Here is a 20412-nt window from a genome sequence, read left to right as displayed (position 1 = left end):
AAAAGAGCCGAAAGGCTCTTTTTTCATGCTGTAGATTTTTTTTGTTTACGATAAACGCTGGGACGTATTGGATGCGTACCACGCCACAGTCCTTTCTTATGTTTCTTGGCATTGCTCTGTAAAGCCATCATGTAAGAGAGGTGTTTTTTATCACGGATATATTCTTCATACACCCATGCGGCACCGTGCTTGATCAGTTCTTCATTGACATTTTTACGACGTCGGTAAATCACGCCCACACAGCGGCCATAACGATCAACATCGGTAATTTGCACCCGTACCAATTTGTTCTTGATCATCTTGGAGACAAACTGCTGGGATTCTTTGCCATACGCCTGGCTGGATTCTGGGGCATCGACATAAGCAAAACGCAAGCGGGTTTCCGAACGACGGATATTAAAACGGTAGCAGGTGAGGGTATCTCCATCACTGACCGCACGGACACGACACCAGTATTTTTTACCTTTCTTAAAGGGGCGAAACAGTTCCTGTAAAAACACCACCACTTTGTGCAGCAGATAATAAGAGAAACCCAAAGCCACTAATCCCAGCACAATTTGCCAGGTCGTTGAGAGATGCAACAAAGTCAAAATCCACAAAATAACGTCAGACCAAAATAGCTGACTTTTAATCCCTCTATTTTAGTGGAAAGTCAGATGTGGCAAGGCTTTGTAACTATTCATGTGGGGATTATTTAGGCAAATAAAATAGCCTAAGCATAGTTAGTTATAGCTGAGTTTTTAAATGGCTTGAAGCTGCTTTTTGGGACTGTATTTTCCATTTATTTATAAATAGCCTAAGCAATTCTTAAAAATCCCAATCAAAATAGCCTAAGCAAAAATTTTCTTAATCTCATTTCTTAAAAATTGATGCCTTTTATTCTCTTGCAGATCTCTATACCAATACATCCCCATATTTATTCTAGGCAGTTTAACAGGGACATCAAAAATTTTCAGGTGTTCATCAATACGTAAGTGATTCAATACATTTCGCGGAATTGTGAGCATTGCGGACGGATGCTGCTGCAAAATCTGTAGCGCCGTTGCGTAATGCTGGCAACGCAAAAAAATCTGCCGGGATAGCTGCTTGCGGCTTAAATACAAATCTTCAACCAGAACACCGGTACGGCGTGAAGATACGCCGATATGTGGAGAGGCGAGATAGCTTTTTTCTGTAACTTCTGGCTGCTGGGTACACACCACAAATTCATCTTGATCCAGTAATTCAAACTGGATTTTGTCACCTAAGGACTGTTCCAGATCCACAACAAAATCCACTTGCTGGGTTGCCAGATCAGCCACAATATTTTTTCGATCTAACTTGATACTCATAAATTGAATATTCAGATTTATCTTCTGAAAATGTGCCACAAGTTTTGGCAGGATCATCGGCTCAATTTCATCATGCACTGCAATCTTCAAACTTTGTACCATGCTTGGCTCAAACTGCTGATGTTGAATAGAAATATTCTGGATAGTAACAAGGGCACGTTTAATTTCTGGATAGATCTGTTCCGCAAACGGCGTAGGCTGCATCTTGCTCCCACTACGGACAAATAAATCATCCTGTAAGTGCTGTCTGAGACGTTGTAAGGCATGACTGGCAGCGGACTGGGTAATTGAAAGGATTTGTGCAGCTCTGGAAATACTTTGTTGATCAAAAATAGCCACAAAAAGCGGATATAGGTTGATGTCAATGCGATGGAAACTGCGAAGGTCCATACTGTTTTTATTATGAATATGCTGCATTTAGAACTATGGAATTAAATCATTTTATTCATAATATGTTCTGGGTTAAGGTCTTGTAAAGCAGAATGATTATATCCAGAGGGAAGTTGCCATGTTTGAGCTCTCAGCACGTGCACAGGACTACGTTGAACGTACCAGAAAATTTATTAGAGATGAGATCGAGCCGATTGAAGCTGATTTCTGGCATCAGGTACATGAGTTGAATCAGGGTGGTGACTGGACCAAATGGCAATGGCCGGCAGAACTGGAAACCTTAAAAGCCAAGGCGAAAGCTGCTGGACTCTGGAATATGTTCCTACCATGTTCTGAACTCGGTCAGGGATTATCGGTACAGGAATATGCCCATATTGCTGAACTGTCTGGACGCAGTTTATTGGCACCCACGGTCTTTAACTGTAATGCCCCAGACAGCGGCAATATGGAAGTGTTGTGGCGTTATGGTTCTGAAGAGCAAAAACAACAATGGTTGATGCCACTGCTTGAAGGAAAAACCCGTTCAGTATTTTGTATGACTGAACCAGCGGTAGCATCCAGTGATGCCACCAATATGCAGGCAACGGCAGTCATTGAAGGTGATGAAATTGTTTTGAATGGCCGTAAATGGTGGTCCTCTGGTTTAGGTGACCCGAATGCCAAAATCATCATCTTTATGGCACATACGCCGGATGAAACAAAGGACCGCCATCATCAGCATTCTATGGTTTTAGTACCTGTGGATACTGCTGGCGTAAAAATTGAACGGATGCTACCGGTGTTTGGAGATTACGATGCCCCACATGGCCATGGTGAAGTCAGTTTTGAGAATGTGCGTGTGCCGATTTCCAATTTTATTGGTGGTCCTGGGCAAGGTTTTGAAATTGCCCAAGGCCGATTAGGCCCGGGCCGCATCCATCACTGCATGCGTTGTATTGGTGCGGCAGAAAAATCGCTGGAACTGATGATTGATCGCGGCATGAGTCGGACGGCATTTGGTAAAGAAATTCTGAAACTTGGTGGTAATCTGGAACGTGTCGCAGAAGCGCGTGTCGCGATCGATCAGGCACGACTTTTGACCTTGTATGCCGCCTATAAAATGGATACTTTAGGAAATATGGCTGCTTTGACTGAGATTTCTGCAATTAAAGTTGTGGCGCCAAGTGTGCTGGAAAAAGTTGTGGATATGGCGATGCAGATTCATGGTGGAGCCGGGGTTTCTCGCGATACACCATTGACCGGATTCTTTGCTCAGGCACGTGCACTACGTTTGGCGGATGGCCCGGACGAAGTGCATAAAGGTATGATTGCCAAGCTGGAACTGGCCAAACGTGGCTACAGCACACGCCGTAAAAAATAAGTGCACAATACTTGATAAGATGAACTTGATTAAGATTTGAAGATTTAAAAAGATTTTAAGGAAAGAATATGGCGGTTATTGATGTCGGTGGAAAGATTCGTGAGGGTGAAGAATTAGATATTCAGGCAGTCACCCAATGGCTGCAGAAAAATGGTGTCCAATTACAAGAACCGGTAGAAGTAACCCAATTTTCTGGCGGTGCTTCAAACTGGACTTACCGACTGAAATATCAAAATGCCGATTTTATTCTGCGCCGTCCGCCAAAAGGCACCAAAGCAAAATCCGCGCATGACATGGCACGTGAATATCATGTACAGCAGGCATTAGCACCATATTATCCGGTGGTGCCGGAAATGGTTGCTCTATGTCAGGATGAGTCTGTGATTGGTTGTGACTTCTATGTGATGAAACGCATCGAAGGCATTATTCCACGCGCCAATTTGCCTAAAGAGCTAAGTTTTAGTGAAGCTCAGGTTCGAGAGCTGTGTATCAATGTTATCGACAAGCTAATTGAGCTACATAAAGTACCGTATCAAGGTACTGAACTGGAAAAAATTGGCAAGGGTGAAGGGTATTGCCGTCGTCAGGTCGAAGGTTGGGATAGTCGTTATGACAAAGCCAAGACCCTGAATGTACCTTCTTTTAAATATGTACGTAACTGGCTGAAAGACAATATCCCGGCAGATTCCCAGATTTGTGTCATTCATAACGACTGGCGTTTTGATAATGTCATTCTGAATCCGGATGCTCCGACACAGGTGATTGGTGTCTTGGACTGGGAAATGGCAACTTTAGGTGATCCATTAATGGACCTAGGTTCAGCCTTGGCGTATTGGGTCGAAGAAACTGATAATGCTATTTTCAAGGCGACGCGCCGTCAGCCGACCAATTTGAAAGGTATGTTCACGCGTCAGGAAGTGGTGGATTATTATTTAGGGAAAACTGAATTACAGCCAGCCAACTGGACTTTCTATGAAGTATTTGGCGTGTTCCGTCTCGCTGTGATTGCCCAGCAAATTTATTACCGCTATTTCCATAAACAGACCAATAATCCTGCCTTTAAGGATTTCTGGATTGTGATTCATGCCTTGCATATTCGTGCTTTAAAACTGATTGGCAAGCAAAAAATTGAAGCAAATGATCTGGCACAGAAATACATCACCAAATTTAAAGAGTTAATGCCAAAATGACGACTATCTATCTCATTCGCCACGGACAAGCTTCTTTTGGGGCAGAAAGCTATGACCAGCTTTCACCCAATGGGGAATTACAGGCAAAACTGCTAGGACGCTATTTTGATTCAATTTTAAAAGAGACGCCACTGGTAGTAGCAGGTTCGATGCAACGGCATCAACAAACGGCGCAACTGTGTCTGGATCAATGTTTTCCTGAAAGTGAAATCATTACCGATTCAGCATGGAATGAATTTAACCATACTCAAGTATTTGCGCGTTATGAACCACGTTTTAACCAGCCGGAATTGTTAAAAGAAGACGTCGCCCAGCACGCTAATCCGCGTGCTTATTTAAGCAAAATCTTTGAAGGGGCAATTGAGCGCTGGACGGGTGGCGAATATCACCATGAATATGAAGAGTCTTGGCCAGATTTTAAAAACCGGGTAGAAACTGCATTGCAAAATCTGTGTGATGATCTGGCTAAACGCAAACCACGTTATGCTCTAGTCTTTACTTCTGGTGGCGTGATTTCTGTGGCTGTCGGAAAAATTCTGGGACTCAGTCCAAGCAAAACTTTTGCCTTGAACTGGGCGATTACCAATACCAGCCTGACCACATTACGTCTAGTCGGTAATGAGCCACAGTTGCTCAGTCTAAATGAACATCATTTTATTAAAGAAAAACAACCAGAATTATTGACCTGGATTTAAGAACCAAAACAAATTAAAGGAATAAAACATGGCAAAAACAATTCTGATTACTGGAGCGAGTTCAGGGATTGGTGCCGGGATGGCACGTGAATTTGCGAAGAAAGGCTATAACCTGGCGATCTGTGCACGACGTTTGGAACGTCTAGAGGCTTTAAAGCAGGAATTGGAAAGCCAATATGGAATTAAGGTCATTGCCAAAGTCCTGGATGTGACCAATTATGATCAGGTTTTTGAAGTGTTCCGTGCCTTCAAGGAAGAATTTGGCACGATTGACCGGATTATTGTCAATGCCGGTGTTGGTGAAGGCCGCCGGATCGGTAAAGGTAACTTTGCGATTAACAAAGCCACCGTGGAAACCAACTTTATTTCGGCTTTGGCACAGTGTGAAGCAGCAGTTGAAATTTTCCGTGCCCAAAATGCTGGTCATCTGGTGATGATTTCGTCCATGAGTGCCATGCGTGGTATGCCAAAACATTTGACAGCGTATGGTGCAAGTAAGGCTGGGGTTGCGCATCTGGCAGAGGGCATCCGTGCAGAACTGATTGATACGCCAATTAAAGTTACGACAATATTCCCAGGTTATATCCGTACTGAAATCAATGAAGGTGCCAAGAAATTACCATTCGAAGTGGATGAAAAGACTGGTTCACGTTTACTGGCTGCGGAAATTGAAAAAGAACCGGTCAAAGCTTATGTACCAAAATGGCCTTGGCTGCCACTTGGTATTGCCATGAAAGTATTGCCATTGAAACTGGTAAATAAACTGGGTTAATGGGTTAAATTCGGTTATCAATAAAGCTTCTAGAGATAGAAGCTTTATTCATTTTTAGTACTTGAAGCTTAGAGGCAAAATAAACACTAAAGTCTGGCAGAATTTAATTTTGATCTATTCAATAAATTTAGAAGATAAAAATAAGATACCAAGTGTAATTTCTTAAAATTTAGTATAAATATTGGTTTAACATAGCTCAAAATAACAGATAGATTGATACAGGCTTATCAATTAATGAAAAAAATAGCTTTTATTCTGGCAATTGTAGTGATGCAAATGTCATCTGTCCAGGCTAGTTCTGAAGAGAATACTCCTGATCTGACCCGATTGTGCGAAGGAAAAGGACCACACGTAAAACTCACTACAAAAATAGAGGGTCGTAAGGTAAAAGGTTCATGTCAGATCGGTTTTAAGCCTGATCAAGCAAATGTATTGGATTATAAAGCTATGAATCAACCAGCAGTACAAAATGTCTGTAAGGGCAAGGCGCGTGGTACTTCTGCTGTTGTGAATATAAAAGGAAAAAATATACCCGGTAAATGTGATCTGGTTTTTAAAGAAAATCGTCGTTAATTCAAGAGTCCTTAACTACGATTCTGTATAAGAGAGTTTGTTAAATTTCTGGTCGAACAAATTCAATCATAACATGCATGATTATAATCAATGCCTAGCCCCAATCTTGATAAATTATTAATTGTTTCTGACCCAAATGTAATCACGTCCTCATGCTGAATATAGCTATCATAACTACACAGTAAATGGGAACCATTAGGTATGAAAAAATCTTTAAACTTTTCTAAAGCATAAAATTGCTTTAAATAGTTATTGATAAATTCATTTTGTAATAAAAATATATAAAATGGCTTAGAAAATTCATCGTATAGATTCATATTTTGGGGATTATTAATAACATCTTTCCAGTCTTTACTTCCTGAAAGGTAATAACGACATGGAATAATATCTAACTCTTTATAGTATGGACTTACTTTTTTAGGAAGATGTCCACCGTCCATTTCAAAATTGATATTGTGATCGAGCAATGCTTTTTCGAATAACTCTTTTTGTTGATATTCAATTCCTATGGTTATGTGAAGTGTTCTAAGCATAAAAATTCCCCATTAAAAAATGATATTTTGTTTTGAAATTAGTATATTTACTCAATTATTTATAAGCCATTTTGATCAAATCAGAAACGATTTTATTTAGTAAAAATTAAATTTGTAACAACCGCTGTTTTTCTATACATCCTGCTTTAAAAACTGGAAATATCAACTTTTATTTTCCGTATTTTCCTTTAATGTACACATGTCCATAAATTAAAGGTTGTACATATGTCTTCATCTTCGGATATGACCAGTCAACAGCGTATTGCTAAAGTCCGAGCTGTCGTTATGCAGGCTGGCGAAGACCTGCGGGCACGTTATCCCATCCTGAAACGTCAAAACTTCATTGGTGCCAGCATTCTACTGTTTGCCTGGACAGGAATGATCACGATCGCATTAGCCTTTTATTATGGATATCTGTCGGCATGGGTGACCATTCCGCTTATTGCGATCTTTGCCTCTTTAACACATGAATTGGAACATGATCTGATCCATTACATGTATTTTAAAAAGATGCCATGGGCTCATCATTTAATGCTGGCTCTCGTCTGGTTGGCGCGTCCAAATACGATTAGCCCATGGGCACGCCGTCGCATGCACTTACATCATCATAAATTTTCAGGCACAGAAAGCGATCTGGAAGAACGTGGTATCAGTAATGGTATGCCATGGGGGATTCGCCGAGTGCTGGTGATCAGTGACCAGTTGATGTCAGTGTATTTGCGTCCATTCCGCATGTATAAAATGATTCAGAAATTTTTGGAAAAACAGCCAGAACATGAACGTAAAAGTGCCCAGATTTCACAATTGTTGGGTTTTATGCCCTTAAGTATTCTCTATTATGGTCTGTGCTATCTGTTTACCGTATTCCATATTTCCAACGCGATTGTACCGCTGTTTGGCTATGAAGTGCTGTGGTCACAAGGCGCGCTAGATGCCATGCCATGGGTGAATTTACTGGCAGTGATCTGGGTGTTGCCAAATTATTTACGTTCATTCTGCCTGCAGTTTGTTAGTTCAAATATGCATTACTATGGCGACATCGACCCACGTGATGTGATCAAGCAGACTCAGGTACTAAATCCTTGGTGGATGATGCCGTTTCAGCTGTTTTGCTTTAACTTTGGTGCTACCCATGCCATTCACCATTTCGTGGTAAAAGAACCGTTTTATATTCGTCAGATGACTGCTAAAACGGCGCATAAAGTCATGAAAGAAGTCGGTGTACGCTTTAATGATATTGGCACTTTTCGTCGTATGAACCGATGGAATGAAATTAAAGTTAAATAAAAATGAATCGATGAAATCCCGCTAAATGCGGGATTTTTTATACACCAATAATCACGAAATGATTTGAATATTTGAAAATTCACTAAAATTAAAATAAAAACTGTCACAATCATCAATGTATTGGTCTAAATTTTGTATAAAATTCAGCACTATTCACGTATTTTAGAATTCAATCCATGTTACTCAAGCTTTCGACTTTTGCTCTTATTCCAGCCCTGGTGATCCAAGGTAATCGTGTCAAGAAAAACACTTTAAGGCTGCCAGAACCTGCAGGTGAGCGTGAAGGTGTCGTAGGTGCAGGTAAGCCTTTATCTATTTTGATTGTAGGAGATTCTGCCGCGGCAGGTGTAGGTGTGGATCATCAGGATGAAGCTTTAACAGGAGCAATTCTGAATGTACTTAAACAGGACTTCCAGATTCGCTGGAAGCTTCAGGCAAAAACTGGAGATACAACCTCTAAAGTGATTCGTGTCTTGGATGAAATTCCAGCAGAACATTATGATGTGGTTGTAACTTCGGTGGGTGTGAATGACGTTACCAAGCTGATGCCAGCAGATGTCTGGATCAAGAAGCAAGCACAGCTATATAGCAAAATTGAATCCCGATTTAGTCCAGCACTGGTTATTGCAGCCGGTGTGCCACCAATGAACATGTTCCCGGCTTTACCAAATCCACTGGCATGGTTATTTGGCCGTTATGCCAAAGCCATGAATTGTGAATTAGAAAAATTTGTCAGCAAAAAAGCCAATATGCAATGGATTGAATACGATATTAAACAGTATCGAGCTTTAAATCTGGAAATGGCCAAAGATGGTTTTCACCCGAGTAAAGAAGTTTATACGCTTTGGGGACAGGAAGTCGCTGCAAAGATTCGCCAGAAATTCTAAAATAGCATTTCTGCTCGCCAATTTAGTGGAAGATTATGTCGGATATTGAAACCCATCCTCTGGAACCTTTCCTACCTGAAAATGCCAAGCTACTAATGATGGGAAGTTTTCCGCCACCGCAAACACGCTGGAAAATGCGGTTCTATTATCCAAATTATCAAAATGATATGTGGCGGATTTTTGGTTTAATTTTCTTCCATAACAAAGACTATTTTCTGGATCTGGCTAACAAGAATTTTCAGGAAATGCTGATCCAGGAATTTCTGCTGGAAAAAGGTATTGCCATTTTTGATACGGCGTACCAGATCCGCCGTTTAAAAGGGAATGCCTCGGATAAGTTCTTGGAAATCGTGACACCAACGGATCTCAACAAACTACTGTCACATATGCCCCAGTGTCATAGCATCATGACCACTGGCGATAAAGCCACTGAAACGTTGATGCTGTCTATGCCGGACGGAACAGAAAAACCTGCGATTGGACAACCAAGTGAAACAACCTTTGCTGGACGTGAGCTGAAATTATATCGAATGCCATCATCTTCACGTGCCTATCCACTGAGTTTAGAGAAAAAAGCTGAGGCTTATCGGGAAATGTTTAAGGATTCCGGATTAATCTAGGCTTTTAATAAATTACTTATGAATGGTAAATAACTTTTAGTAAGTTATTTTTTAGTTATTTGGCATCATCTTTGGATATTCCACCCATTTGAACCTATGAATCTGAATCTCCCGAACATGGGTAAACTCAGACCAGATCAGTCGACTGCCTCTAGTCCATTTGAGTGGTTTGATTCTACGATCTATTAAATCCAGTTCAGCTTGGGTTGCAGGGCGCAGCTCACCGATTTCTGCATATAATCTTACACCAGGATAAGTATTAAATTTCCCTTTAATCAGAGATCTTAGCCAGAAGGTACGGCTGCTATTCACTGCTTGAATACAGGCTTTAGTGGTATGCGGAAGATTCTGTTCCAGGCTGGTACAGTAACGGTCAAAGAAGAAACCCGCTGGATTTTGTTCATCTAAAAATAAAGTACCGATTGGACTACTGGTAGGAAATCCATTTGGAGAGATTGTCGATATAGAACAATGCATGGCTGCACGTTGTGCATCTGCAACCACACTACGAATCTTATGCCAATCTTGCATCTGGATATGCGTATTCATTATTTTTTTACTTGTTATTATTTTTAAAGTCAGCATATCATGAACAAAATTGGAAATAATTGACTGATATACGACTTGCCATTCATCTCAAAAGATTTATTTTAGTCGATATTAGTCGATAAAAAAGGGCGAGTGACTCGCCCTGAACATCAAACTCTATTTTAGGAATTAACCATCGTATTCTACATAATCCCAAAGATTTAAACGGGATTTAATTTCACGACGGATATTTGGTAATAGTGGCAGCAGGGTACCATCAATCCATAAGCTTAAAGCTTGTGAGGACAATAATTGTTGCTGTTCATCAACCAGTTGAGCACCTTTCACTACTACCAAGGTTTCTTCATTGGCTTCGGTTTCTACACCTTTAAACATTACTTGCAGCTCATGACCAGAATCCTGAATCAGCCATTCCAGTTCAATCTGAATATTTGCATTGGATTGAATGATCGCTTGACCTTCAACAATTTCATTATCTGAAAGACAGTCATGTTCAACCCGGATTTTGGCAAGAAACCATTCCTGACCAGATAATTCTTGCAGTGTTTTGGTGGGCGTTAAAATATCACTCAGTTTGAACTGACGGCTTAAATCAAAAAATTGCATGGGAGTGGGGCGAAAAGTTTCGCATAAAGCTGGAAAAGTATAATTTTAAGACAATCTTAGCTTAGGGTATAGTTCATGACAGTATTGATTGAATAAATGTCTAAATGCTACACAATTTCTAATAAATCAGAAAATAATGGATGGGAAAATTGATGGAAAATTCACTTTTGTCATGCATGTGTCATTACATTGTCCATTCAGCAGGAAAAGTCGTCACCAGATTCATCATAAAGCGCTGGAATTTTGTGGTTTCCGGATCATGTGGATGGGTGATGGTTGTGCCATCTGGTTGCTGGTCAATCCAGATAATTTCACCTTGCTGATTTAATTTAAGCTGATAGGCAATCCGTGGCAGATATTGATTCAGTGCGGTAGTAATTTCCTCCTGTAGTTCCTCAGATTCAACCACCAGACCGACTTCAGTATTCAGCTTGGCCGAGCGTGGATCAAAGTTAAAGGAACCAATAAAGACCATGTCATCAACATCAAAGAACTTAGCATGCAGACTGGAACTGTTTTTATTTTTAGCAGGAATGACATCCCCGGTCAGTTTCTCATACCAGGTCCGTTTGCGGCGTTCGATAAAAGATTTGAATTCCCAGATTTCAATGCCATTTTTGAGCAACTGCTCTCGATATTGCTGATAATAGGCATGCACGACAGTGACATCATTGGCTTGGAATGAATTGGTTAAGATCCGAACTTTTAGGCCATTTTTAGATCGGGTACTCAGGTAATCCGCACCCCATTGGGTTGGGACAAAATAGGCAGAGACCAGTTCCAGATGGTTACTTGGTTCACCCATGACATTCAGCATATGGGTATAGATGTAATCATGCTCTTTGGCTTCCGGACGAGCCTTGTTAGGTGAATCCGCAACAAAATGTGCTTTAGCCCAGCGGACTGGACGTGCCTCTAGCTGCTCTGCCACTTCTGCCTGTGCTTCATTGATTCGTTTTTGAATCTCTTCTGTCTTACCATTTTCATAAACAAAAGTCTGACGGAGTTTGGTTAATTCTTCAGGTCGTGGCTTTTCATTCAAGATCTGTTGAATGTCATAACTGAGATCATCATTCCAGAAGCGAATAAAGCTTTGATTGGCATCCTGTACCGCAGTCCCGGCAAAGAAAATATCGACATCGGTAAACTGAAAGTCATTGCTGGCTTCAAAATATTCACTGCTGATATTGCGTCCACCTGTCACCGCAGCCGTGCCATCAGCAATGATCAACTTATTATGCATGCGGTGATTAACCTGTTTCAGTCGCAAGCCATAATCCAATGCCCTGATCTTGCGGAATTTATAAGGATTAAACAGTTTGATCTGGATATTGGGATGCTGGCTCAACGCTAATAAATGATCATCCAGCTGGGTGCCATTCTGGTCATCAATCATGAGTCGAACTTTTACCCCGCGATCGGCTGCTTGGAGCAATTCTGACAGGATCAGCCGGCCAATAAAGTCATCACTCCAGATGTAATACTGCAGGTCAAGATTGTATTTGGCCTGATTGATCAGATGCAGCCGTGCTGCCATGCTCATAAAGCCATCATATAGGGGTAAATAGGCGGTTAATCCCTTCTGAAATTTCTGTCTGGATTCTGTGCTTTCAAACCAGTGTTCAGAATGGACTGGTGTAATATTTGCTTTGGATGAAGTATTGGAATCTAACTCACAGCCTGTCAAAAAAATGGATAGGCTAATAAAACTGATACAGAGCATGTTAGTTCGGTGAGTCATTGAGTTTCCATCAATTATTGGTTTTTTTCATCCTATATTGTGGATGTTAATGGTTGAATCTCAGAATAGAAAGAGGTTACTGTTAGTCATCTGTTAAAACAGCGAACAAAGGAAAGTTGTAAATGAAATCACGTGCAGCGGTAGCGTTTGGTCCAGGCCAGCCATTACAAATTGTTGAAGTGGATGTGGCGCCACCAAAGGCTGGTGAAGTATTAGTCAAAATTAGTCATACAGGTGTATGTCATACTGATGCTTTCACGCTTTCTGGTGATGACCCTGAAGGTGTATTCCCGGCAATCCTGGGCCATGAAGGGGCAGGTGTGGTTGTGGAAGTGGGTGAAGGCGTGACCAGCGTAAAACCGGGCGATCACGTGATTCCACTCTATACTGCTGAATGTGGTGAATGTCTGTTCTGTAAATCTGGTAAGACTAACCTGTGTGTAGCCGTACGTGCGACTCAAGGTAAAGGTCTGATGCCGGACGGCACCACTCGTTTCTCATACAATGGTCAGCCGATCTATCACTACATGGGCTGCTCAACGTTCTCTGAATATACTGTCGTGGCTGAAGTATCTCTGGCAAAAATTAATCCAGAAGCGAACCACGAGCATGTATGTCTGCTTGGTTGTGGTGTAACCACCGGTATTGGTGCGGTGCACAATACGGCTAAAGTTCAGGAAGGTGATACAGTTGCTGTCTTCGGTTTAGGCGGTATTGGTCTGGCAGTGGTGCAAGGTGCACGTCAGGCGAAAGCTAGCCGTATTATTGCAGTGGATACCAATCCGGACAAATTTGAACTGGCGAAAAAATTCGGTGCAACTGATTTTGTCAATCCGAAAGATTACGACAAGCCAATCCAGCAAGTGATTGTAGAAATGACTGGATGGGGAGTAGATCATTCATTTGAATGTATCGGTAATGTTGACGTGATGCGTTCTGCACTAGAATGTGCGCACCGTGGTTGGGGGCAATCCGTGATCATTGGTGTGGCTGGTGCAGGTAAAGAAATCTCAACCCGTCCGTTCCAGCTAGTGACTGGCCGTAAATGGATGGGGACTGCATTTGGTGGGGTAAAAGGCCGTAGCCAGTTGCCAGGTATGGTTGAACAGGCCATGAAAGGTGATATCGAACTTGAACCTTTTGTGACTCACACTATGCCACTGGAACAGATTAATGAAGCCTTTGATCTGATGCATGAAGGTAAATCGATTCGTTCCGTGGTTCATTTCTAAGAACAATTGAACAGTAAAAAGACCGGTTAAAACCGGTCTTTTTTTATGAGTATTTTATTTTAATTTGGATACATTTGACGCTTAGACTTATCAGAGCGGTTATGGAAATTATGCCAATTATGATACCAATACCCATTTTGAAGGTGTCGAATCCGATCTAAAATTAAATAAGAACAGGTCAAAGGCTGAATCACGCCTGACGTGGGAACAGGAGAAATATGCAATTCGAGATGCCTGAAATCGTGTTTCGCATTAATTTTGTTTACGAAAGATACAAGATGAAGGAGGTAAGGTCTGATAGATTTTTGAGGCTTGCCCGTTTTCTATTTTTCTTAAATATGCAGAATGATAAGTAACAGTAAGAAAATTCATCAATATTTTTTTACGCTGGGGACTTGTCAAATCTCCATAGACCGCGTATTTTAAATTTCATATTCACATTTTTATGTATTACATCACATGCTCAAGCAACCTGTAATCTCAAACGCTTATTTTTATTTTTGGCAGTTTAGATAATTGCCTGAACGCGTTCGGGCAATAAAAAGGTTGCCCACCCAGTTAATACCTGATCGGCAACCCTGATCAGGTTTTTTTATGCATGTGATTTTTGAAAAACTTTGGAGACAGCCATGACTTATTTTAACTATTCATACTTTAGCAACTTTTATTGGTTCTGCTTTAACCAGTTGATGAACCTCAGCACACAGACCCATAGACCCATAAAGCTCAAATAAAAGTTCGGACTGTATGCCCAGTCCAAAGGATGAAAGTCATGAATCAAGTTATTACATCACAACAACAGCAAACTGAAACATTATTAAGCCTGCCGGCACAACTCAAGGCACAATTGCCATTGTCTCCACAATTGGCTAAACAGATTGCCGAGCAGCGCCAGACCATACAGAACATTCTCGAGGGTAAAGATCACCGTTTGATGGTGATTACCGGACCATGCTCCATTCACGATGAAACGTCCGCACTGGAATACGCAGAAAAATTAAAACAATTACAGACTCAAGTTGCTGACCAGATTTTTCTGGTGATGCGTGCTTATATTGAAAAGCCACGGACGACTGTGGGCTGGAAAGGTTTCCTGTATGACCCTGAACTGGATGGCTCTTCTAATATGCAGCTCGGTTTAGACAGATCGCGTGCGCTATATTTGAAAATTATTGAAATGGGGCTGCCAATTGCTTCAGAAATCTTGAGTCCGATGGCAACAGCATATTTTGACGATCTACTGGCTTGGGGCGCAATTGGTGCGCGTACCAGTGAATCCCAGATTCACCGTGAAATTTCCAGTCACCTGCCATACTGCATCGGTTTCAAAAATGGCACCGATGGTTCAATCCAGATTGCTCTGGATGCAATTCAGTCTGCATCAAATCCGCATCAGTTCATGGGCATGAGCCAGTCTGGTTTGCCATGTATTCTGCATTCTCAAGGCAATCCAAAAGTACACCTGATTTTGCGTGGTGCAAATAGTGGCCCAAACTACCAGTTATCTGAAATTGCTAAAATTAAGGCTAAACATGCAGGTGAATTGCCAGCTTTGGTGATTGATTGTAGTCACGGCAATAGCTCTAAAAATCCGATGCTGCAACCAGAAGTGTTACAGCAGATCGTGGCAGAGCGTATGGAAACACATGTTCGGGGGGTGATGCTGGAAAGCCATCTGGTCGATGGGAACCAGAAAATTTCCGAGGATATGGTTTATGGCCAGTCCGTAACAGACGGATGTCTGGGCTGGACAAAAACCGAACAGTTATTGTTAAATATAGCTGATTGCTTACGACTTGAAGGCTTAAAGCGCATTGCCTAACACTTTAGGTCTTAACAAACCTTTCCTCAATGCGTTGGGGAAAGGTGGCATTTGCTGAAATTGAAAAGCACTCAGTACTTTAGCAAAGTGACAAATTCGATAATAAGAAATTAGATTTAAAATTATAAAGAATTTAACAATAACAATAATTTATTCATGGTCAATCTTACCTATTTCTATACCCAAGATGATCATGAGCTGAGGATTTTCTTATGTATACTCCTGAACTGCTCGATGAAGCACGTAAATTTATGCACCATATGCTCACTAAAGTGGTGGAATATGGCGGCTCAGACCTATTTATTACTGCAGATTACCCACCGAGTATTAAACAGCAAGGGCTGATGAAGCCTTTTGGTCAGCAGAAACTCACGGCAGATAAAACCAAATTGTTTGCTTATTCTTTAATGAACCAGCGTCAGATTCAGGAATTTGAATCCATTATGGAATGCAATTTCAGCATGAGTGTACCTGATGTTGCCCGTTTCCGCGTCAATGTTTTTCAGCAACAGCATAACGTCGGTATGGTCATCCGAAGTGTCAGCACAGATATTCCAAGCTTTGAGCAACTTGGACTGCCATATTCGTTAAAAAAAGTGATTATGGAAAAACGCGGCTTAGTCCTCATTGTGGGGGCAACGGGGGTAGGTAAATCCACGACTTTGGCTGCAATGCTGGATCATCGAAATGCCAATACTGAAGGGCATATCATTACTGTAGAAGACCCGGTGGAATATGTTTATCAGCATAAAAAATCCATGATTACCCAGCGTGAGATTGGGGTGGATTGTGTGTCCTGGCATAATGCCTTGCTGAATGCCATGCGTCAGGCACCAGATGTAATTGCTATTGGTGAAATCCGCGATACTGAGAGTATGGAGCATGCGATTGCTTTTGCTGAAACCGGACATCTGTGTGTAGCAACACTGCATTCAAGTAATGCGGATCAGGCTCTAGACCGGATTATTAACTTCTTCCCGGAAGAGCGCCGGAATCAGTTATTGTTGGACTTATCAGCCAATCTTAAAGCGGTCATTTCACAACGTCTGATTCGGACGGAAGATGGTAAAGGCCGCCGTGCTGCAGTAGAGTTGTTATTAAATACGCCGCTGGTCTCAGATTATATCCGTAAGGGTGAACTTTATGAGCTGAAAGGTATTATGCAGAAATCGCGTGAACAGGGCATGCAAACCTTTGATCAGGCACTATTTGACCTTTATAACGATGGTTTGATTTCCTATGAAGAAGCACTGTGCAATGCGGATTCCAGTAACGAATTACGTTTGCAAATCAAATTAAAGAGCGGTCGCATCAATCCCGCCCTTCAGGAAGAAGGTGGAAATATGACCATACTGGAACAGTCTAAAGAAACGTTACTATCAAGAAGTTAGCATCTTGTAGTTTTATGAATTTAATTGATTGATAAATTCTCAGTGGTGGTTTCAAGTTTACAAAGCTTTGAGCCACCAAAATCTTTCATTTCTACATAGTCATAAATATTAGATTTTAATCATGCCAAGATTATTTCCCTTTATTAGTATTTTTCTTGAATCAAGTCACAGAATATTTTGAATAATTTATCTTTAGAAATCAAAATGATTTGAGAGTTATTTTAAAACACTGCACAATAAAAATCATAAAAAAATAGTTCTGAACCATGAGTTGGTCAGGTATTTTGCAGTGTGGGGAGAAACAGATGTTCACGGCAGAGTTATTAGAAGAAGCACGTAAATTTATGCACCATATGCTCACCAAAGTGGTGGAATATGGTGGTTCGGATTTATTTATTACTGCCGACTTTCCACCGAGTATCAAACATCAGGGGCTGATGAAACCTTTTGGTCAGCAAAACCTGACTGCAGATAAAACCAAGCTGTTTGCTTATGCGTTGATGAATGAAAAACAGCGTCAGGAATACGAAACTGAGCTGGAATGTAACTTTGCCATTACCGTGCCGGGTGTTTCCCGTTTCCGTGTCAATGTTTTTCAGCAACAGCTCAATGTAGGAATGGTGATCCGTACCATTACTGCAGAAATTCCGAACTTCCAGAAACTGAAATTACCTGAATCACTCAAACATGTGATTATGGAAAAACGCGGGCTAGTATTGGTTGTTGGGGGGACTGGGTCTGGTAAATCGACCTCACTGGCAGCGATGATTGATTACCGGAATGAAAATTCCGCCGGACATATCATTACCGTAGAAGATCCGGTGGAATATGTGCATAAGCATAAAAAGTCCATGATTACCCACCGTGAAGTCGGTGTAGACAGTCACTCCTGGCACAATGCGCTAAAAAATACCCTACGTCAGGCGCCGGATGTGATTCTGATTGGCGAGATCCGTGATACCGAAACCATGGAACACGCGATTGCCTTTGCCGAAACTGGACACTTATGTCTAGGAACACTACATGCCAACAACGCCAACCAGACTTTGGATCGGATTATTAACTTCTTCCCGGAAGAGCGCCGTAATCAGTTGTTGATGGATCTGTCTTCCAATATGAAAGCCATTATTTCCCAGCGTCTAATTCGTACTCAAGATGGTCAAGGCCGTCGTGCAGCAGTGGAGATCATGTTAAATACGCCGCTGATTTCTGACCTGATTTTAAAAGGCGATTTCCATGAGTTGAAAGCAATTATGGCCAAATCCCGTGAACTCGGTATGCAGACTTTCGATCAGGCACTGTTCGACTTGTACAACGAAGGGGCGATTTCTTATGAAGAGGCACTACGTAATGCAGATTCAACTAATGAATTGCGTTTACAAATTAAACTAAAAAGTAGTCGAGCTAATCCTGAGCTGAATAATAATCCTACTTCATTCAGTATGGTTGAAGAAAAAAAGCCGGAAGATGAAGCTGATGGCGAAAGCAAGACTGAAGAACAGACTTCTTGAATCGGGTTCAATCCTAATAAAAAACCGGCAATGAGTTCCGGTTTTTGATTTTAAGAGTATTTAAGCTGTGAGAGAGGTCGACGCTGGACCACCCATTTAAAATACAGCAGACTTAAAGCAGTCAGAATGGCACAGATGATAAAGGCAAAGCTAAAGCTTTGATGAGTAATCATCATACCCACCACCATTGAGCCAATGGCAATCCCAATATCATAGCAGGTATAGAAAGTCGAGGTTGCATAACCAATTCGGTGTTTAGGCGCGCGCTGGATAGCCAAGGTTTGCAAACAAGGCTGAGCAGTACCAAAGCCTAGACCGACCAATACCGCGGAACCCAAAAAACCAATTAAACTTTGAGCCTGACTTAACACCAATAAGCCCAGACTAAACGTTAAAATCGACGGATAAATGACATATTGCGGGCCTTTACGGTCGTAGATTTTCCCGGTAATTGGACGCAGGCTCATCATGGAAATCGCAAAAACCACAAAGAATAATCCCGCATATTGCATCAGATGAATCGAACTGGCAAAAGGTGCGATAAAGGACATGATGCTGGCATAGGAGAAGGAAATCATCATCACCAGTAAGGATACACTGAGTGATTTTTTCTCAATAAAGTCATTGAGGCTAATATGTTTCTTCTCAGTACTGGCAGTCTCAGGTTGTGCAATTTCCTTAACTGGAATAAAGAAACAGAAAGCAAAGCCAATGAAGACCATCGCTACCAGAATGGCCGTAATAAACGTATAGCTAAAATAAGAAATCAGGCTTAGCCCAATCAGCGGTCCTAAAACAATCCCTAAACTCACCGACATGCCATAGTAGCCCATACCTTCACCACGGCGTTGATCCGGAATAAATTGGTTTACGATCGGCACAAAAACTGTCGTCAGAATACTAAACCACACGCCATGCAATAAACGCAGCACATAGAGGCTTGTTAGGTTGCTGATAAACAGATAACCAAAGGCAATAACACTAAATAATGTAGCTGAAAGAATCAGTGTGCGACGTTGCCCCAGTTTTTCAATGATCAGACCACTAAAGGGTCGAATGGCAATCGCCGAAGCCATAAATAGGGTCAAGGTCAGACCAGCTTGTGTGACGTTTCCACCGAGTTCATTAAGGATATAAATCGGCAGAATGGTGGTTTGAGCAAAATAGAAGATAAAAAGAAACAGGTTATTCGCCAGACAAAGCAAAAACGGCTTTGTCCACAACGGCATTGGTGTGGCGTTCATAGTTGTCCTGAAGTTTTAATGTGAGACGCTAGGCCAAAATCAGTCTTATTTTTATGGAGCATGCCGAATACGATGTCCGGCATCGAAGCGAGTCACGATGACTATATGGGAGAATATGTGAATAATACAGTAAAATGCGATGAATGTGGCGTCATTTTGAGCACTTTTAAGTCTCATAAAGCTTTCTGGCATAAAAAAAATCAGCCCGCAGGCTGATTCGTCATTACAGGTATAAATTACAGACCTGCTTCGTATTCCGAATTTGATAATAACTTTTCAACATCGGCAAGATTGTCTGGCTTGATTTTGTAGATCCAGCCTTTGCCGTATGGATCATCATTAATAAAGTCTGGATCATCTTCCAGTGCAGGGTTAATTTCAACCACAATACCTGATACCGGTGCATGAATGTCTGATGCAGTTTTAACAGATTCAACCACACCTGCTTGCTGACCTGCAGTAACGTGAGAATTCAGCTCTGGTGCTTCAACATAGACCAGGTCACCTAACGCATCCTGTGCATGGTCAGAAATACCAGTCACCACAAGATCACCCTCAATGCGTACCCATTCATGTGTACTTGCGTACTTTAATTCTGAAGGATGATTCATTGATAACTCCTTAAATCGCTTAAATTCATTTTTGACATGATTTATACATTCTTTTTCCGTAAAACAA

General features: G+C 41.4%; 20 protein-coding genes. 12 read left to right on the top strand and 8 right to left on the bottom strand.

Going from position 1 to position 20412, the window contains the following annotated elements; genetic code table 11:
- Positions 1–23: 23 nt before the first annotated feature.
- Both GW12_RS13190 and GW12_RS13185 read right to left on the bottom strand, forming a co-directional pair.
- Positions 24–584, bottom strand: a complete 561-nt coding sequence (locus GW12_RS13190) for a thermonuclease family protein (protein ID WP_034588316.1) — start codon at positions 582–584, stop codon at positions 24–26.
- 246 nt (positions 585–830) lie between these two features.
- A complete protein-coding gene (locus tag GW12_RS13185; protein ID WP_034588313.1) occupies positions 831–1748 on the bottom strand; it encodes a LysR family transcriptional regulator in 918 nt (305 codons plus the stop codon).
- A 91-nt stretch (positions 1749–1839) separates the two neighbouring features.
- On the opposite strand from GW12_RS13185, the gene GW12_RS13180 reads away from it, so the two are divergent.
- From GW12_RS13180 to GW12_RS13160, 5 genes are all read left to right on the top strand, one after another.
- Positions 1840–3081, top strand: coding sequence for an acyl-CoA dehydrogenase family protein (locus GW12_RS13180; protein ID WP_034588311.1), 1242 nt, complete (start codon positions 1840–1842; stop codon positions 3079–3081).
- A gap of 68 nt (positions 3082–3149) precedes the next feature.
- Positions 3150–4271 carry a phosphotransferase family protein gene (locus tag GW12_RS13175; protein ID WP_034588307.1) on the top strand — a complete coding sequence of 374 codons (1122 nt, stop codon included), beginning with the start codon at positions 3150–3152 and terminating at the stop codon, positions 4269–4271.
- Complete coding sequence (locus GW12_RS13170) at positions 4268–4966, top strand: histidine phosphatase family protein (protein WP_034588305.1); 699 nt, start codon at positions 4268–4270, stop codon at positions 4964–4966. The genes GW12_RS13175 and GW12_RS13170 overlap by 4 nt, the downstream gene beginning before the upstream one ends.
- A gap of 28 nt (positions 4967–4994) precedes the next feature.
- Entirely contained in the window at positions 4995–5738 is a 744-nt protein-coding gene (locus GW12_RS13165; protein WP_034588304.1) for an SDR family oxidoreductase, read from the top strand.
- Positions 5739–5972: 234 nt separating this feature from the next.
- Positions 5973–6311, top strand: coding sequence for a hypothetical protein (locus GW12_RS13160; RefSeq protein ID WP_034588303.1), 339 nt, complete (start codon positions 5973–5975; stop codon positions 6309–6311).
- Between the two features lie 62 nt (positions 6312–6373).
- Here the strand turns inward: GW12_RS13160 and GW12_RS13155 are convergent, their stop codons facing one another.
- A complete protein-coding gene (locus tag GW12_RS13155; RefSeq protein WP_034588301.1) occupies positions 6374–6844 on the bottom strand; it encodes a hypothetical protein in 471 nt (156 codons plus the stop codon).
- A 225-nt stretch (positions 6845–7069) separates the two neighbouring features.
- Between GW12_RS13155 and GW12_RS13150 the strand changes: the two genes are divergently transcribed.
- From GW12_RS13150 to GW12_RS13140, 3 genes are all read left to right on the top strand, one after another.
- Positions 7070–8131 carry a fatty acid desaturase gene (locus GW12_RS13150; protein ID WP_034588298.1) on the top strand — a complete coding sequence of 354 codons (1062 nt, stop codon included), beginning with the start codon at positions 7070–7072 and terminating at the stop codon, positions 8129–8131.
- Positions 8132–8307: 176 nt separating this feature from the next.
- Positions 8308–9018: an SGNH/GDSL hydrolase family protein gene (locus GW12_RS13145; protein WP_034588296.1), complete on the top strand. Its 711-nt coding sequence runs from the start codon at positions 8308–8310 to the stop codon at positions 9016–9018.
- Positions 9019–9053: 35 nt separating this feature from the next.
- Positions 9054–9638 carry a uracil-DNA glycosylase family protein gene (locus GW12_RS13140; protein ID WP_034588293.1) on the top strand — a complete coding sequence of 195 codons (585 nt, stop codon included), beginning with the start codon at positions 9054–9056 and terminating at the stop codon, positions 9636–9638.
- A 51-nt stretch (positions 9639–9689) separates the two neighbouring features.
- Here GW12_RS13140 and GW12_RS13135 read toward each other — a convergent pair whose 3' ends face one another.
- The 3 genes from GW12_RS13135 to GW12_RS13125 form a co-directional block, all read right to left on the bottom strand.
- Complete coding sequence (locus GW12_RS13135; protein ID WP_034588291.1) at positions 9690–10187, bottom strand: hypothetical protein; 498 nt, start codon at positions 10185–10187, stop codon at positions 9690–9692.
- Between the two features lie 168 nt (positions 10188–10355).
- The gene (locus tag GW12_RS13130; RefSeq protein ID WP_034588288.1) at positions 10356–10793 is read right to left on the bottom strand and encodes a hypothetical protein; all 438 of its coding nucleotides are present in this window, start codon (positions 10791–10793) and stop codon (positions 10356–10358) included.
- A gap of 184 nt (positions 10794–10977) precedes the next feature.
- Complete coding sequence (locus GW12_RS13125) at positions 10978–12534, bottom strand: phospholipase D family protein (RefSeq protein WP_034588284.1); 1557 nt, start codon at positions 12532–12534, stop codon at positions 10978–10980.
- Positions 12535–12656: 122 nt separating this feature from the next.
- On the opposite strand from GW12_RS13125, the gene GW12_RS13120 reads away from it, so the two are divergent.
- The 4 genes from GW12_RS13120 to GW12_RS13105 all read left to right on the top strand — a co-directional run bounded on the left by GW12_RS13120 (position 12657) and on the right by GW12_RS13105 (position 18490).
- On the top strand, positions 12657–13766 hold the full coding sequence (locus GW12_RS13120; protein ID WP_034588280.1) for an S-(hydroxymethyl)glutathione dehydrogenase/class III alcohol dehydrogenase: 1110 nt from the start codon (positions 12657–12659) through the stop codon (positions 13764–13766).
- Between the two features lie 772 nt (positions 13767–14538).
- Positions 14539–15588, top strand: coding sequence for a 3-deoxy-7-phosphoheptulonate synthase (locus GW12_RS13115; protein WP_034588278.1), 1050 nt, complete (start codon positions 14539–14541; stop codon positions 15586–15588).
- Between the two features lie 212 nt (positions 15589–15800).
- On the top strand, positions 15801–16979 hold the full coding sequence (locus tag GW12_RS13110) for a PilT/PilU family type 4a pilus ATPase (RefSeq protein ID WP_034588275.1): 1179 nt from the start codon (positions 15801–15803) through the stop codon (positions 16977–16979).
- 305 nt (positions 16980–17284) lie between these two features.
- Positions 17285–18490, top strand: coding sequence for a PilT/PilU family type 4a pilus ATPase (locus tag GW12_RS13105; RefSeq protein ID WP_034588274.1), 1206 nt, complete (start codon positions 17285–17287; stop codon positions 18488–18490).
- A gap of 50 nt (positions 18491–18540) precedes the next feature.
- Here GW12_RS13105 and GW12_RS13100 read toward each other — a convergent pair whose 3' ends face one another.
- Entirely contained in the window at positions 18541–19734 is a 1194-nt protein-coding gene (locus GW12_RS13100; protein ID WP_034588273.1) for an MFS transporter, read from the bottom strand.
- A gap of 236 nt (positions 19735–19970) precedes the next feature.
- Positions 19971–20345: a glycine cleavage system protein GcvH gene (gene gcvH, locus GW12_RS13095; RefSeq protein WP_034588271.1), complete on the bottom strand. Its 375-nt coding sequence runs from the start codon at positions 20343–20345 to the stop codon at positions 19971–19973.
- Positions 20346–20412 lie beyond the last annotated feature (67 nt).

Source organism: Acinetobacter sp. HR7 (assembly GCF_000773685.1).
Classification (GTDB): domain Bacteria; phylum Pseudomonadota; class Gammaproteobacteria; order Pseudomonadales; family Moraxellaceae; genus Acinetobacter; species Acinetobacter thermotolerans.
This window is presented reverse-complemented; position numbering and strand designations above follow the sequence as displayed.

Excerpts from the sequence above, each read along its gene's own strand:
- GW12_RS13165 (WP_034588304.1), top strand. The coding sequence starts at position 4,995 with ATGGCAAAAACAATTCTGATTACTGGAGCGAGTTCAGGGATTGGTGCC.
- GW12_RS13105 (WP_034588274.1), top strand. The coding sequence starts at position 17,285 with ATGTTCACGGCAGAGTTATTAGAAGAAGCACGTAAATTTATGCACCAT.
- GW12_RS13120 (WP_034588280.1), top strand. The coding sequence starts at position 12,657 with ATGAAATCACGTGCAGCGGTAGCGTTTGGTCCAGGCCAGCCATTACAA.
- GW12_RS13170 (WP_034588305.1), top strand. The coding sequence starts at position 4,268 with ATGACGACTATCTATCTCATTCGCCACGGACAAGCTTCTTTTGGGGCA.
- GW12_RS13100 (WP_034588273.1), bottom strand. The coding sequence starts at position 19,734 with ATGAACGCCACACCAATGCCGTTGTGGACAAAGCCGTTTTTGCTTTGT.
- GW12_RS13140 (WP_034588293.1), top strand. The coding sequence starts at position 9,054 with ATGTCGGATATTGAAACCCATCCTCTGGAACCTTTCCTACCTGAAAAT.
- GW12_RS13180 (WP_034588311.1), top strand. The coding sequence starts at position 1,840 with ATGTTTGAGCTCTCAGCACGTGCACAGGACTACGTTGAACGTACCAGA.
- GW12_RS13160 (WP_034588303.1), top strand. The coding sequence starts at position 5,973 with ATGAAAAAAATAGCTTTTATTCTGGCAATTGTAGTGATGCAAATGTCA.
- GW12_RS13125 (WP_034588284.1), bottom strand. The coding sequence starts at position 12,534 with ATGACTCACCGAACTAACATGCTCTGTATCAGTTTTATTAGCCTATCC.
- GW12_RS13150 (WP_034588298.1), top strand. The coding sequence starts at position 7,070 with ATGTCTTCATCTTCGGATATGACCAGTCAACAGCGTATTGCTAAAGTC.
- GW12_RS13130 (WP_034588288.1), bottom strand. The coding sequence starts at position 10,793 with ATGCAATTTTTTGATTTAAGCCGTCAGTTCAAACTGAGTGATATTTTA.
- GW12_RS13145 (WP_034588296.1), top strand. The coding sequence starts at position 8,308 with ATGTTACTCAAGCTTTCGACTTTTGCTCTTATTCCAGCCCTGGTGATC.
- GW12_RS13115 (WP_034588278.1), top strand. The coding sequence starts at position 14,539 with ATGAATCAAGTTATTACATCACAACAACAGCAAACTGAAACATTATTA.
- GW12_RS13135 (WP_034588291.1), bottom strand. The coding sequence starts at position 10,187 with ATGAATACGCATATCCAGATGCAAGATTGGCATAAGATTCGTAGTGTG.
- gcvH (WP_034588271.1), bottom strand. The coding sequence starts at position 20,345 with ATGAATCATCCTTCAGAATTAAAGTACGCAAGTACACATGAATGGGTA.
- GW12_RS13155 (WP_034588301.1), bottom strand. The coding sequence starts at position 6,844 with ATGCTTAGAACACTTCACATAACCATAGGAATTGAATATCAACAAAAA.
- GW12_RS13185 (WP_034588313.1), bottom strand. The coding sequence starts at position 1,748 with ATGCAGCATATTCATAATAAAAACAGTATGGACCTTCGCAGTTTCCAT.
- GW12_RS13175 (WP_034588307.1), top strand. The coding sequence starts at position 3,150 with ATGGCGGTTATTGATGTCGGTGGAAAGATTCGTGAGGGTGAAGAATTA.
- GW12_RS13110 (WP_034588275.1), top strand. The coding sequence starts at position 15,801 with ATGTATACTCCTGAACTGCTCGATGAAGCACGTAAATTTATGCACCAT.